The sequence below is a fragment of the Pseudomonas sp. AE27 genome (assembly GCF_037113495.1).
Classification (GTDB): Bacteria; Pseudomonadota; Gammaproteobacteria; order Pseudomonadales; family Pseudomonadaceae; genus Aquipseudomonas; species Aquipseudomonas palmensis.
Window position 1 is genome coordinate 2,846,919 of record NZ_CP146966.1, and the last position, 15,267, is coordinate 2,862,185.

The 15,267-nt window shown below is 67.1% G+C and carries 6 protein-coding genes; 5 read left to right on the top strand and 1 reads right to left on the bottom strand.

Annotated elements, in window-relative coordinates; all coding sequences use genetic code 11:
* Positions 1 to 92: 92 nt before the first annotated feature.
* Complete coding sequence (locus V9K84_RS13050; protein ID WP_088515647.1) at positions 93 to 11,177, bottom strand: non-ribosomal peptide synthetase; 11,085 nt, start codon at positions 11,175 to 11,177, stop codon at positions 93 to 95.
* Between the two features lie 251 nt (positions 11,178 to 11,428).
* On the opposite strand from V9K84_RS13050, the gene V9K84_RS13055 reads away from it, so the two are divergent.
* From V9K84_RS13055 to V9K84_RS13075, 5 genes are all read left to right on the top strand, one after another.
* On the top strand, positions 11,429 to 12,391 hold the full coding sequence (locus V9K84_RS13055) for a siderophore-interacting protein (protein WP_088515646.1): 963 nt from the start codon (positions 11,429 to 11,431) through the stop codon (positions 12,389 to 12,391).
* Between the two features lie 198 nt (positions 12,392 to 12,589).
* Positions 12,590 to 13,789, top strand: coding sequence for a PepSY domain-containing protein (locus V9K84_RS13060; protein ID WP_043862413.1), 1,200 nt, complete (start codon positions 12,590 to 12,592; stop codon positions 13,787 to 13,789).
* The gene (locus tag V9K84_RS13065) at positions 13,786 to 14,325 is read left to right on the top strand and encodes a hypothetical protein (protein WP_043862412.1); all 540 of its coding nucleotides are present in this window, start codon (positions 13,786 to 13,788) and stop codon (positions 14,323 to 14,325) included. The genes V9K84_RS13060 and V9K84_RS13065 overlap by 4 nt, the downstream gene beginning before the upstream one ends.
* Entirely contained in the window at positions 14,325 to 14,663 is a 339-nt protein-coding gene (locus tag V9K84_RS13070) for a hypothetical protein (protein ID WP_178075077.1), read from the top strand. The genes V9K84_RS13065 and V9K84_RS13070 overlap by 1 nt, the downstream gene beginning before the upstream one ends.
* Positions 14,660 to 15,256: a DUF6162 family protein gene (locus tag V9K84_RS13075; RefSeq protein WP_338794405.1), complete on the top strand. Its 597-nt coding sequence runs from the start codon at positions 14,660 to 14,662 to the stop codon at positions 15,254 to 15,256. The genes V9K84_RS13070 and V9K84_RS13075 overlap by 4 nt, the downstream gene beginning before the upstream one ends.
* Positions 15,257 to 15,267: the final 11 nt, after the last annotated feature.

Here is a 15,267-nt window from a genome sequence, read left to right on the forward strand (position 1 = left end):
CCCTTGACGCTTGAGCAGAGTGGCCAGAGCCTTTCGCTCTTTGGGAGACAGCGATTTTACGGAATCGAGCAACGCCTGCATTGAAATACCCCTTAAGAAATCAGCTCATCAAGTTCCTCCGTAGTTAGACGTTTGAGTGCCTCCAGCGATTTAGCCAATTGCGCCTGAAGCGGGTCGATTGCCGCGGATTTTTCTTCGATGTTGCGCACGAACTCGCCCAGCACGGGGTATTCGAACAGCTCCTTGAGGCCCACCTCGATGCCCAGCACATCGTGGAGGCGCACGTTCACCTGGGTCGCCAGCAGCGAGTGCCCGCCCAGTTCGAAGAAGCTGTCGTCAAGGCCCACCTGCTCGACCTTGAGCACCTGCGCCCAGATCGCCGCCACCTGCTGTTCGAGCTCGGTACGCGGCGCCACGAAGCGATGGTGCAACTGGCTGATGTCGGGCGCCGGCAGGGCCTTGCGGTCCAGCTTGCCGTTGGGGTTGAGCGGCAACGTGTCGAGGAACACGAAGTACGACGGCACCATGTACTCGGGCAGCATCGCCTTGAGGTGGTCGCGCAGCGCCCCGCGCAACTCGGCCTGCCCTGCCCCGCTGGCCACCACGTAGGCCGCCAGCTGCTTGCCGCCCAGGCCCTGCACAGCGAGCACCACTGCCTCGCGCACGGCGGCATGCGCCTGCAGCGCGATCTCGATCTCGCCCAGCTCGATACGGAACCCGCGAATCTTGACCTGATGGTCGGTACGCCCGACGTATTCGAGTACCCCGTCGGCACCGTGGCGCGCCAGGTCGCCGCTGCGGTACAGGCGCCCGCCACCCTGCACACTGGTGTCGAACGGATCGGGCAGGAAGGTCGCCGCGGTACGCCTGGCATCGCCCAGATAACCGCGCCCAACACCGATGCCGGCCACGAACAGCTCGCTGATGGCGCCGTTGGGCACCGGGTCGAGGTTGCCGTTGAGCAGGTACAGGCGGTTGTTGTCGGTGGCCACGCCGATCGGCAGGCGAATCCCCTTGGTCGAGGCCGGCAGGACGTTGAACAGCGCCACGTCGTCGGAACACTCGGCCGGGCCATAGGCGTTCACCAGGCCCACCTCGGGATAACGCTGCACCCAGCGCCGCGCCAGCTCCGGCGCCAGCGCCTCGCCGGTGGTCAGCAGCCAGCGCAGCCGACCCAGTTCCTGGCCGGGGCTGCCCAGTTGTTCAAGTTCGTCGAGCATCACCTGCAACAGCGACGGCACGCTCTCGAGCAGGGTGATGCCGCGCTCGCGAACGTAGCTGAGCAACGCCCGCGGGTCATGCGCAATGCGGTTGGGCACGATATCCACCTGCGCGCCGAACAACGGCGCGGCCAGCAGTTGCCAGACCGAAATGTCGAAGCTCTGCGAGGCGGTCTGGGCGATCACGTCCGCGTCGTCCAGTTGCAGGTAAGGCACCTTGCTCAACTGGTTGTTGAGCATGCCGCGCTGCTCCACCTGTACCCCTTTGGGCGTGCCGGTGGAGCCGGAGGTGTAGATCAGGTAGGCCAGCGCCCGCCCGCCCGTATGGCGACCGGGGTAATCGATCGGCACGTCCACCGGCGGCAGTGCATCGTCGATCAGCAGCGTCGCTCGGCGAGCCTCGGGCAGCAGGGCCAGCAGGCCCTGGGCACGGGCCGCGAAGTCGCTGCTGGCCAGCAGTACCGGCGCACCGGCCAGGGCCAGCACCTCGGCCAGGCGCTGGTCGGGCAGTTGCGGGTCCAGCGCCAGGTAGGCGCAGCCGGCCTTGAACACCCCCACGGCCATGCCCAGCAGCTCCAGATTACGCTCGCTGAGCATCGCCACCGGCTGGTCCGGCTTGGCCCCGGCGGCCATCAGTGCCTGCGCCACCCGGCTGGCGTGCGCGTCCAGCTCGCGGTAGGTCCATGCCTGCGCTTCGCAGCGCGCCACCACCTGCTCGGGGTGGGCCGCCAGTTGCGCCTCGAACAGGTTCACATACCCGGCCTCCAACGGGTATTCGGCCAGGGCCTCGGGCTGTTCATGCACCTTGGCCAGTTCCGGCGCGCCCACCAGGGCCAGTTCGTCGAAGCGACCATGAAAGCCCTCGGCCAAGGCCAGCAGCAGGCGACGGAAGTCTTCCAGCAGCGCGGCAATGGTGGGCTCGTCGAAGTAGCTCTGGTCGTAGGACAGGTGCAGGCCCAGCTCGTCGCCGGGGTAGATCACCACTGTCAGCGGGTAATTGGTGTGGGTTCGCGACGTGGAACCGGCCACGTTGAGCTGCTGCGCATTGCTCAGCACCTTGCTTTCCATCGGCGCGTTTTCATACACCAGCAGGCTGTCGAAGATCGGGTGCCCCGCTTCTACCGCACTGCACGCCTGGATCTGCACCAGCGGCAGGTACTCGTATTCACGCAGGGTGAAGTTCTTCTCGAACAGGCGCTGCAGCCAGGCCTTCACGCTCAGGTCGTCACCGGCCTGCGGAATGTCCACGCGCAGCGCAATGCTGTTGATGAACAGCCCCACGGTGCTCTGCATCTCCGGGCGATTGACCGGGCGGCCCGCCACCGTCACCCCGAACAGCACGTCGTGCAGGCCGCTGTAGCGGTGCAGCACCAGCGACCAGGCAGCCTGGGCGAAGGTGTTGACGGTGATCTGATTGCGCTGGGCCAGTTCATGCAGCAGGCGCCCCTGCTCGGGGGCCAGGTACACGTAGTTGTCGCCGATGCCGGCCGACTCGCCATCGCCCTTCTTGCGGTCGAACGGCAGCGCGGTGACTTCGCTGAAGTCCTGCAGCTCTTCGCGCCACATTGCCAGCGCGGCCTGCTCGTCCTGTTGCTGCAACCAGCCGATGAAGCTGCCGAAGCGCTCGGCGGCCGGCAGGGTCTGACCGTTGTAGAAGGTGAAGAAATCTTCGAACAACTGCGAGTGGCACCAGGCATCCAGCAGGATGTGGTGGTTGCTGAGGATGAACCAGTAATGGTCGGTTTCACGGCGGATCAGACGCACCCAGATCGGCGGCTGCTCCAGCAGCCTGAAGCCCTGGTCGCGCTCATCGCGCAGCAGCGCCTGCAACGACACCTCCTGCTGCTCAGGCGTCTGCTCGCTCCAGTCCAGGAAGCTCACGCTCAACTGCGCCTGGCGGTGCACGATCTGCAGCATCTGGCCTTCACGGTCGAGGCTGAACGAGGTGCGCAGCGGTTCGTGACGCTGCGCCACCGCACGCCAGGCCGCGGTGAAGCGCTCGAAGTCGATGGGGCTGCGGATGCTCTTGCGCGCCTGCATGAAGTAGATGCCCGAGTGCGGGTCCATCAGGGTGTGCAGCAGCATGCCCTGCTGCATCGGCGACAGCGGGTAGATGTCCTCGATGTCGCGAGGCGCCACCGGCAGGCCGTCCAGGCGCGCCTGGGTCAGGCCGGCAATCGGGAAGTCCGATGGGGTGAGGCCGAAGCTGTCTGGCCGGACGCAATGCGCGATGAGCGCCTTGAGCTCTTCGGCATAGGCCTGGGCCAGGGCCTGGATGGTCGGTTCGTCGAACATGCGGCGGCTGAAGCTCCAGCCCAGTTTCAATTCGCCGCCATACACCTGGCCATTGATCGCCAGCCAGTTGCCCAGCGGCGCCTCGGGGCTCTGGTTGGCCCCGGCGTGCTCGCTGGCCGGGGTGAAGAAGGCGTCCTGGCCGTCTTCGGCAAAGCTGCCATCGAACTGGCCCAGGTAGTTGAAGGTGATGCGCGGCACCGGCAGCGCGGCCAGTGCTTCGCGGGCCTGCGCGTCACCCAGGTAGCGCAGCGCACCGAAGCCGATGCCTTTGTCCGGCACCGCACGCAACTGTTCCTTGATGCGCTTGATCGAGCCATCGAGGCTGTCGGTGGGGCTCAGCTTGACCGGGAACATGCTGGTGAACCAGCCCACTGTGCGGGTCAGGTCCACGTCATCGAACAGGTCTTCGCGACCATGCCCTTCGAGCTGGATCAGTACCTCATCACGCTCGGTCCAGCGTGCGATCACCCGCGCCAGGGCGGTCAGCAGCAGGTCGTTGACCTGGGTGCGGTAGGCGGCCGGGGCCTGTTGCAGCAACTGGCGGGTAGTGGCCGCGTCGAGCACGGTGTGGACCGTGGCCAGATGCACGCCGTGCAGCGAACCCTGCGGATGGTCGCACGGCAGTTCGGCGCTGACGCCCGCCAGCTCGGCGGTCCAGTACGCCAGTTGCGGTTGCAGGGTGGCGGCATGGGTTTGCAAACGTTGCGCCCAGGCCTGGGTCGAGCTGGTCTTGGCCGGCAGGGTCACGGCCTGTCCGGCAGCCAGTTGCGTGTAGGCCGTTTGCAGGTCCTCCAGCAGAATGCGCCACGACACGCCATCGACCACCAGGTGGTGGATCGCCAGCAACAGGCGCTGACTGCCATCGGGCAGGGTCGCCAGTACCGCACGCAGCAGTTCACCGCGTTCGAGGTTCAGGCTGCGCTGGGCCTTTTCGCACAGCGCCTGCAACGCCTCGGCGTGTTCTGCCGCAGCTGCCCACACGATGGTCTGTTGCTGGGCCACGGCACCGTAGTGCGCGGCCCATTGGCCGTCGGCCTGGAGGCTGTAGTTCAGGCGCAGCGCATCGTGCTGGGTGGTCAGCGCCTGCAACGCCTGCTCCAGTGTCTGCGCCTGCAATGTCTGGCCGGGCTTGAGCAGCACAGCCTGGTTCCAGTGGTGCTGTTCGGGCATCTGCGCGCCGAAGAAATACTGGTGCACCGGCAGCAGCAGCGCCTGGCCGCTGGCAGCGCCCTGGTCGATCTGGCGGGCCTGCTCGCCCTGGCGCGCCACCGTCGCCAGGCCCTGCACGGTCTGATGCTGGAACAGCTCCTTGGGGCTGAAATGGATGCCGGCCTGGCGCGCGCGGCTGACCAGCTGGATGGAGATGATCGAATCGCCGCCCAGTTCGAAGAAGTTGTCGGTAACGCCCACCTGCTCGACCTTGAGCACGCCCGCCCAGAGGGCGGCGAGCTGATGTTCCAGGTCGCTCTGCGGCGCCACGTAGGCCTGTTGCAGCAGGCTGGCGTCCGGTTTGGGCAGCGCCTTGCGGTCGAGCTTGCCGTTTGGGGTCAGCGGCAAGGCGTCGAGCACGATCAGGTGCGCCGGCACCATGTAGTCCGGCAGCACTGCTTTGAGGTGTTCACGCAAGGTGTTGCGCAGCTCGGTGTGCTGCTGCGCATCCAGCGCGGCCACGGGCACCAGGTAGCCGGCCAGCTGTTTGCCGCTGGGGCCGGGGATGTCGACGACCACCGCTTCGCGCACCTGCGGGTGCCCCTGCAGACGGGCCTCGATCTCGCCCAGCTCGATACGAAAGCCGCGAATCTTGACCTGATAGTCGATGCGCCCCAGGTAGTCGACCAGGCCGTCGGCGCGCACCCGCGTGAGGTCGCCGCTGCGGTACACGCGCGTGCCGTCGGCGGCGAACGGGTCGGGTACGAAGCGTTCGGCGGTCAGGCCGGGGCGGTCCAGGTAACCGCGTGCCACGCCCTGCCCGCCCAGGTACAGCTCACCGGCAAGCCCGTTGGGCAGAAGGTTCAGCTCGGCGTCCAGCACATAGGCCGTGCGGCGCCCCACCAGGCTGCCGATGGGCGCGTAGGCGGCGCCACAGGTATCGCCTTCACGGGCCTTCCACAGCAGCGGCGTGACCACTGTTTCGGTCGGGCCGTAGCCGTTGACGATGTACTGCGGGCGCAACACACGCCAGGCCAGTGCATAGCTCGCCTGCGGCACGGCATCGCCGCCAAAGCAGTAGATGCGCACGGCCGGCGGGTTGCCGGCCTGTTCGACATGCTCAGCCACCTGCTGCAGGTATACCGGCGGCAGCGCAGTGACAGTCACGCCCTGCTCGCGCATCACCTGGCAGGCCTGCTCCGGCGACCACAGCTCGTCGCCGCGCAGCAGCAGGCGGGCGCCGTGGCTCAGGGCGGTCAGCCAACGCTCGTGGGCACCGTCGAAGGCCAGCGACATGAACTGCAGCTCGCAGTCGCGCGGGGTCATTTCATAGCGCTCGCCGATGGCCAGCACGTGCGCCACCAGCGGGCCATGCGCCACCGCCACGCCCTTGGGCTGGCCGGTGGAACCGGAGGTGTAGATCACGTAGGCCAGGTTGCCTTCGTTCAGCGCCACCTGCGGCGTGGTGTCGGCCCGCTCCTGCCAGGCCTGGGGCTGGTCCACCAGCAAGGTCGCCATCGCGCCGGGCAGCGCCAGCTGGTCGAGCACGTCGTGCTGGGTCAGCACCAGTGCAGCCTTGCAGTCCTCGATCATGTAGTGCAGACGGTCCTGCGGGTAGGCCACGTCCAGCGGCACGTAAGCCCCCCCGGCCTTGAGCACCGCCAGCAGGGCCACCACGGTGTCGACCGAGCGGCGCAACGCCACGGCCACGCGCACCTCGGGGCCTACGCCCAGTTCGATCAGGTGATGGGCCAGGCGATTGGACTGGGCGTGCAGTTGCGCGTAGGTCAACTGGCGTCCTTCGCAGAGCACCGCCACCGCGTTCGGCGTCAGTGTCGCGTGGTCTGCGATCAACTGGTGAACCTGGCGCTGGCTCGACTGCTGGCCGGGCTGCCACTGGCCGAGGATCTGCCGGCGCTCGTCGGCGCCCAGCAGGCTCAGTTGCGCCAGGCGCTGACGCGGGGCCTGGCAGATGCCTTCGAGCAGGTTCTGCCAGTGCGCGGCCATGCGCTGGATGCGCGCGGCGTCGAACAGGTCGGTGCAATAGTTGAAGGTGGCCACCAGCCCGCTGGCGCGCTCGAAGGTGTTGAGCGAGATATCGAAATGCGCGGTCTGCTCGACCAGGTCGATTTCCTCGACGTGCAGGCCGTGCAGGCTGTCGGCCGAGACCTGGCCGCCAACGTCGCGCAGGTGGTTGTACATCACCTGGAACAGCGGGTTGTAACCCAGCCCGCGCTCGGGCTTGAGTTCATCGACCAGTGCGTCGAACGGTACGTCCTTGTTGGCCTGGGCCTGCAAGGCGGTGTCCTTGACGGCCTCCAGCAACTGGCTGAAGGTCAGCGCCGGGTCGATGCCCACCCGCGCCACCAGGGTGTTGACGAAGAAGCCGATCAGCCCTTCGAGCTCCAGGCGATTGCGGTTGGTGACCGGGATACCGATGTTGACCTTGGGCTTGCCGCTGTAGCGTGACAGCACGATGGCAAACGCCGCCAGCAATACGTGGAACAGCGTGGCGTTGTGCTGCACCGCCAGTTCGCGCAGGCCGCTGGCCAGCGTGTCCGGCAGGCGGATGTCGATACGCCCGCCCTGATGGCTCTGCTCCTTGGGTCGGCTGCGGTCGGCCGGCAGTTCGAGCAGCGCGAAGTCGTCTTCGAGCTGGGCCTTCCAGTAGTCGAGCTGGGCCTGTTGCAGCCCCTCGGCCAGACGCTTGCGCTGCCAGGCGGCGTAGTCGGCGTACTGCACCGGCAGCGCCTCCAGGTGCAGCGGCTCGCCGCGCACACGGGCGTTGTAGGCGTTCGCCAGCTCGCGCATCATCACCCCCATCGACCAGCCGTCGGAGACGATGTGGTGCAGCATCAGGCCCAGCACATGCTCGTCACCGGCGCACTTGAACAGGCTGACGCGCAGCAGCGGGCCGTGCGCCAGGTCGAACGGGGTGGCGGCCTCTTCGTCCAGGCGCTGCATCAGTGCCTGTACAGGCTCGGCGCTGAGGTCGTGAATCGCGATGGCCAGCGGCGCAGGCGGCAACACGCGCTGCCACGGCATGCCGTCGCGCTCGTCGAACACGCTGCGCAGCGACTCGTGGCGGCCCACCAGCGCATCGAAGGCCGACTGCAGGGCCGACAGGTCCAGCGCGCCGCGCAGACGCACAGCCAGCGGCGTGTTGTAGGCCGCGCTGTGCGGGTGCAGCTTCCAGAACAGCCACTGGCGGTACTGGGCATGCGAAACCGCAAGCGGCGCGCTGCGGTCCAGTACCTCGAAGTCGGCTTGCGTTACCGGCGCCAGGGCTTGCGCCACGTCGGTGAAGGCCAGCAGATCGGCGCTGTCGAACAGCGCGCGCAGCGGGATATCCAGGCCCAGTTGCTTGCGCACCCGCGAGACCACCTGGGTGGCCAGCAGCGAGTGTCCGCCCAGGGCGAAGAAGTTGTCGTCCAGGCCCACCTGATCCACGTGCAGTACTTCGGCCCAGATCTGTGCCACCACTGCCTGCAATGGTGTCTGCGGCGCACGGTAGGTGGTCTGTGCCGCTGCCGGCTGCGGCAGGGCCTTGAGGTCGAGCTTGCCGTTGGCGGTCACCGGCAGGCGTTCGAGCAACGACAGGTGGGTGGGCACCATGTGTTCGGGCAGGGCCTGCTTGAGCGCGGTGCGGCTGGCATCGAGCAGGGCCTGCTGCGCGGCATCGCCGTGTGGCGCGTCAACCGGCACCAGGTAAGCGGCCAGTTGCTGCGCCTGGCCCTCGCCCACCACACGCACCACGGCGGCACGAATGCCGGGCAACTCGCGCACGCGACTCTCGATTTCTGCCAGTTCCACACGATAACCGCGAATCTTGACCTGGCCGTCCATACGCCCGGCGAACAGCAGTTGCCCCAGGCCGTTGCGACGCACCCAGTCGCCGGTGCGGTACAGGCGCCCGCCGGCAGCGTCATCCGGGTCGGGCACAAAGCGTTCGGCGGTCAGCCCGGCACGCCCCAGGTAACCCCGGGCCAGCCCGGCCCCGGCGATGTACAGCTCGCCTCGCGCCGCGCCTGGCACCGGCTGCAGGCAGGCATCGAGCACCTTCACGCGAAGGTTGTCCAGCGGCGTGCCCAACACCGGCTGGCCATCCATTGCATGGGTCAGCACACCCACGGTGGTTTCGGTGGGGCCGTAATGGTTGATCACCGCAAGCGTCGGGGCCAGCCCCGCGATGCGTTGCAGCAGAGCAGGCGTGCAGGCTTCGCCGCCGAGGATCAGGCACTGGCGGGGCAACGCTGCTGCACCTGCAGGCAGCATGGCCTCCAGGTGCGAAGGCACGATCTTCAGCGCATCCACCGCGTGCTCGTGCAGGTAGCGGGCGAAAGCGTCGGCATCCAGCACCGTCTGCTTGTCCAGCAGGTGCAGGGTCTTGCCGCTGCACAGTGCACCGAACAGCACGGTGTGGCCCAGGTCGGCGGCAGGCGTGGTGACCATCGCCAGGCTCCGGATGGCCTGCATCGGCAGGCGTCGACCGACCCCGCGCACGTAGTTGACCAGCGCGCCATGGCTGATGCCGACACCCTTGGGCCTGCCGGTGGTGCCGGAGGTGTAGATCACATAGGCCAGGTTGTCCGGCGCGACCGCCACCACCGGCGCGGCAGCGTCGGGGTACACGGCATCGGCGTGCATCAGGTGTACCTGCACCGGCAATGTTTCGGCCCAGGTCGAAGCGGCCAGCACCACGCGCACGTTGCTGTCAGCCAACATGAAGTCGAGCCGCTCGCGCGGCTGCTCGGGCTCCAGCGGCAGGTAGGCGGCGCCTGCCTTGAGCACAGCCAGGATGGCCACCAGCATGTCGATGGAGCGGTCGGCAACCACGCCGACCCGCTCGTCCACCTGCACCCCGGCCTGGCGCAACGCCGCAGCCAGTGCGTCGCTGCGCTGGCACAGGGTGGCATAGGTGATCTGCCGACCGGCGCTGATGGCCGCGATGCCCTGCGCAGTGGCTGCGCCCGCCTGCTCGATCAGATGATGGATGCAGGTGTCGTCCAGCGCGACGGCCGGCGTGTCGATGTGCGGGGTACCGGCGACCAGCAGCGGCAGCTCACCGACGGCACGCGACGCGTCCGCCACCAGGCCTTGCAGCAATTGCACCCAATGCTCGCCCATGGCGACGATGGTGGCCGCATCGAACAGGTCCAGCGCATAGGTGAAGGTGGCGTGCAGGCGACCGGCGCTTTCGTAGGTGTCCAGCGCCAGGTCGAAACGCGCGCTGTGCTTGTCCAGCGCGACCTTCTCCAGGGCCAGGCCCGAGCGGGTGGTGATCTGCGCGGCATCGGCGATGTTGGCCTGGTGGTTGAACAGCACCTGGAACAGCGCGCCCTGGTTGGCGCTGCGTGGCAGGTCAAGCGCTTCGACCAGGCGCTCGAACGGCAGGTCCTGATGCGCCTGGGCGCCGACAGCGGTGTGCTTGATGCGCTGCACCAGCTCGGCCACGTCGATCAGCGGGTCGATATCGGTGTGCAGCACCTGGGTATTGATGAAACAGCCGATCAGGCCCTCGACCTCGGCGCGGTTGCGGTTGGCCACCGGCACCCCGACGCGGATCGCGCGCTGGCCGCTGTAGCGTTGCAGCAGCAGCTTGAAGCCGCCCAGCAGCACCATGAACAGCGTTGCGCCCTGGGCGCGGGCGAGGCTGCGCAACTGCTCGGCCAGCGCCGGCTGCACTTCGAAGACATGCCGCGCCCCGCGCTGAGTCGGTATGGCCGGACGCAAGTGGTCGAACGGCAGCGCCAGCGGCGCATGGTCGTCACCGAGCTTTTCGCGCCAGTAGCCAAGCTGGCGTTCCTGCTCGCCGGCCTCCAGCCAGCTGCGTTGCCACAGCGCGTAGTCGCGGTACTGGATCGGCAGCTCGGGCAGGGCCGCTTCGCCCGAACTGCTGGCGGCGTCGTAAAGGCGGATGAACTCGTCGATCAGCACGTTCAGCGACCAGCCGTCGGCGACGATGTGGTGCAGGGTCAGCAGCAGCACGTGCTCGCACGCGTCGAGCCTGAGCAGTTGCACGCGCAGCAGCGGACCGTTGCCCAGGTCGAAGGGGCTGCCGGCATCGGACTCGACCCGTGCGCCGACTTGTGTTTCGCGGTCTGCGGGTGCGAGATGGCTCAGGTCATGGGTGACGATCGTGACCGGTGTGGGCGGCAGAACGCGCTGACGGACCTGCCCGTCGCCCTGTTCGAACAGCGTGCGCAAGGTTTCATGGCGAGCCACCAGCGCATCGAAGGCCTGTTGCAGGGCATGGTTGTCGAGTTCACCCTTGAGGCGCACGGCCATGGGCAGGTTGTAGGCGGCGCCTTGCGGGTCGAGCTGCCACAGGAACCACATGCGCCCTTGCGCGTAGGACAGGCCGTCGCGCTCGCTGCTGGTGGCGTTGGCCGGGATCGGGAACTGCGAGAAATCGACGCCCTCCTTGCGCAGTGCTTCCAGGAACAGCGGACGCTTTTCGGTTGGCAGTTCAATAAAGCGGCGAGCGAGTTTCAGCGAGTCTTGGGCATTCATGCAATGCGTCCTTGTCGATAGGATGCGGGACCACAAGGTCCAGTCGTATCCACAAGAACGAAGCAGGTGCAGGGTGATTTAGGCTGTGAAAGCGCCGGCGCATGCGTTGGCCAGCAAGGCTGGCGCCTGCACAGCGTGCACACGGCACCTGCAACGTGCCGGGGCCTGCGGAGCTGGAGTGGCCAGCCCCCTAATTTCCCCCCGTCTTCCCTCGTCTCCAAAGAGAACCCGCTGCAAGAAAGGCCTATGCCATGTCCACCGCCTCCTCCCTGACCCGCGCCGTCGGGCGCGGCCTGCGCAAGCTGGCCGGCGCACAGCCCGAGCGCGCCTACCGCCTGTTCGATGTCACCCTCAAGCAACGCATCAAACTGAGCCCGTCGCTGAGCCGCCTGGTGTTCACCGGCCCGGACGTGGCCCGGATGCACACCCTGGCTGCCGATCAACGGGTCAAGCTGTTCTTCCCCGCCGCCGACGGCAGCCCGCCCGAACTGCCCAACGACCTGCACTGGAACGAAGCCCGCCGCGCCCTGGCCGAGGCCAGCCGCCCGCCCATGCGCACCTACACCATCCGTGCCCTGCGCCGCGAACAGGCCGAGGTGGATATCGATTTCGTACTGCACGGGGTCAACGGCCCCGCCTCGGCCTGGGCCACCCACGCTCGCACGGGCGACCGTCTGCAGATCCTGGCACCCAACCTGGCCTTCGCCGGCGACCCCGGGGGCTACGAATGGAACCCGCCCGCCGGGGTGCGCAACATTCTGCTGGTGGGCGATGAAACCGCCTTGCCAGCCATTGCCGGCATTCTCGAAACCCTCGCCGGGCAAGATGACCAGCCCCAGGTCGAAGCCTATGTCGAGGTGCCGCTGCAACAGGACTGCCTGGCCCTGCGCTGCAATGCCAGCACCACCTTGCACTGGCTGCCACGCGACCAGCAACAGCGCATCCAGGGCCAGGCCATGGTGCACGCCGTGACCCAGCTGGCCACCCTGCCCGCCAGACGCCCGCCCGCCGACACCCGCCTCGAGGAGGTGGACATCGACCAGCAGATCCTCTGGGAGCGTGCCAGCGCCAGCCACCAGAGCTTCTACGCCTGGGTGGCCGGGGAATCGGCTGCGGTGATGCAGATCCGGCGCTTTCTGATCAACGAACAGGGCCTGGACCGCAACGCCCTGACCCTGATGGGCTACTGGCGCGCCGGGCGTACGTTCGAGTAGCGCCAGCGGGGTTCAACAGGGCTCCCGGCGGCAGGTCGGGAGCCTTGGAAACATTTGCTTGCATTTTTTAGTGCAGGATTTCTGCTTCTCATTCGTCCTAACAATTACCACTGCACCCTTTCGAGCGAGCCTGAGCCCAGACACCCCGTGCTCCGGAACCTCATGCTCACCACACTCCGAATCGAAGTTGCCTGCCCAATGTCGAAAAAGTCACGTTCAAAACTCTGGTTTCTGGTCCACAGCTGGCTAGCCCTGCCGATCTGGTTCTTCGTGCTGATCGTCTGCTTCACCGGGACGCTGGCCGTGGTCAGCCAGGAAATCGTCTGGCTGGCGCAGCCCGAGGTCCGCGCCTCCAAACCCGACGGCGACCCGCCGATGCTGGGCTTCGACCAGGTGCGCGCCGCCGTCGAGGCCGCGCAGCCGGGGGTGTATGTCAGCACCATCGTGCGCCCGGACGAATCGCATTTCGCCCTGACCGTCAGCGTCACCTACCCCGACTCGCGCTCCACCACGCTCTACGTCAACCCGTACACCGGGGTGGTCCAGGGCGAGGCGGCGCAGTTCAACTTCCAGGCCTTTACCCGCGCCCTGCACGGCTGGTGGCTGGTGCCGTTCACCAATGGCTACAGCTGGGGCTGGTACCTGGTGTCGCTGCTGGGGCTGCCGATGCTGGCCTCGCTGGTCACCGGGCTGGTGGTGTACAAGCGCTTCTGGAAGGGCTTTCTCAAGCCGACCCTGCGCCTGAAGCACGGTGCGCGGATTTTCTGGGGCGACTTCCACCGCCTGAGCGGGATCTGGTCGATCTGGTTCATCGCGGTCATCTCGATCACCGGTACCTGGTTCCTGATCCAGGCGATTCTGTTCGACAACCAGATCTCGATTTCCAGCAACCAGGTGCTGCCGGTGATCGCCCGCGAGAACGTGCCCACCGCGCCCGCCGGCCAACCGGCCCCGGTGCTGAGCCTGGATGCCATCGAAAAGATCGCCATCGACAAGATCCCGGGGCTGGACGTGAGCTTCATCAGCCTGCCGAGCAACGCCTACAGCCACACCGAAGTGGGTGGGCGCAGTTGGTACCCGCTGATGTACCAGACGGCATCGGTCAACCCCTACAGTGGCGTGGTCGAGGCCCATGAGCTGCTGTCCGACCGCAGCAAGCTCGAATTCGTCACCGAGTCGATGCGCCCGTTGCATACCGGTGATTTCGGCGGCATCTGGATCAAGCTGATCTGGTTCGTGTTCGGCCTGCTGCTGAGCATGATGGTGCTCAGCGGCCTGCTGATCTGGACCAAGCGCACCGCCATCGCCACCGCCGCTGCGCTCAAGCGCAGCGAAAAGCCCGCCCGCGCCAAGCGCGCCGCCGCTGCCACCCCTACCCCTTCGGAGAGCCAGGCATGAACACGGCAACCGCTGTACAACCGCCGTCGCGCCTGCGTCAGTTCTGGCTGAAGTGGCGCTTTCACATCAACGTCCTGCTGTTGCTGGTACCCCTGGGTTTCATGCCCAAGTACTTCGCCGATGTGGCCTTGTTTCGCGGCGACGTGGGCCTGGGCGAACGCGAGGTCGGCGATATACAGGTCGGTCCCTGGAGCCTGAAGCTGGCCGAGCTGCGCAACGAGGCACCGCGCCTGGATGGCGCAGCCGGCTACATGAAGAGCTTCAACGCCAGCCTGTGCGAAGCCTGTATCCCACAGGTCAAGGCCACCTACCTGCGTATTGGCAAGCCGCGCAGCCTGCGCGCCGCCGGCGGGATCTTCTTCGGTTCCCCTTACCGCATGGGCGCCACGGTGCCGGTGCCGCTCAAGACCAGCCCCGACGCCGAACTGTGGGTGACCATGGAAGGCTGGGACGGCAGCATGCACCAGGGTTCGGTCCCGCTCAGCAAGGCCTCGCCAAGCACTGTCGCCTGGCTTCAAAAACAAGGAGGCAAATGATGCCTGTTTCTGACCTGCTGCGTCGCCTGGGTGGCGCGGCACTGCTCACTTCGCTCGCCACCTTCAGCAACCTGGCGCTGGCCCACAACCCGATCTGCGAATGCAAGCAGATCGACGGCGGCCAGATCCAGTGCACCGGCGGCTTTTCCGACGGCAGCGGCGCCCCCGGCGTAACCCTCGACGTGATCGGCTACGACGAAAGCATCCTGGTGCCCGGCAAGCTGGGCGAAGACTCCAAGCTCACCTTCAAGCGCCCCGATGCCGAGTTCTACGTGCTGTTCGACGCAGGCCCCGGTCATGTGGTGGAAATCGACCAGGCCGACATCGAGGCACCATGAGCACCCCGACCACGACCCAGACCATCCGCCCGGCCGGTGCCGGCCATGAAACGCTGTACGTGCTGCTGTTCTGCGCCCTGGTGCTGCTGGTGGCCGGCGCGGTGGTCAGCTGGCGCGGCGAAACCACCGAAACCAGCGAAGTGGCGGCCCATCAGTTCGATGCGCGCCGCGACCTCACGGCCGGCGAGCAAGGGGTATACGCCGACCTGCGGGTTACCCTGGAGGAGATCCAGCTGCGTCAGCAGGAAGAACAGCGCCTGCCCACCCCGGCCGAGCTGGATGCCGAGGGCTACGCCCCGTTCGCCCGCGACGCCAGCGCCGTGAGCCGTGGCGGCCACACCTGGCAGTTGCTCGAAGGCGGCGCCTACCTGGGGCTCAGCCAGGCCAGCGAAGTGGCCGGCTCGTTTCTGATGCGCCTGGGCGCACAGCCCGACAGCCCGGCCGATATCTGGCTCAACCGCAGCACCGACCTCACCGCCCCCCACGACCTCAGCGACGCCGCCTTGAGCGCTGCGGGCTGGCAACAGGTCGTCGCGCAATTCGATGCCGGGGTCACTCGCCAGCATCGGCACAGAACCCACGGATACACCTGAGAGAAGACCGC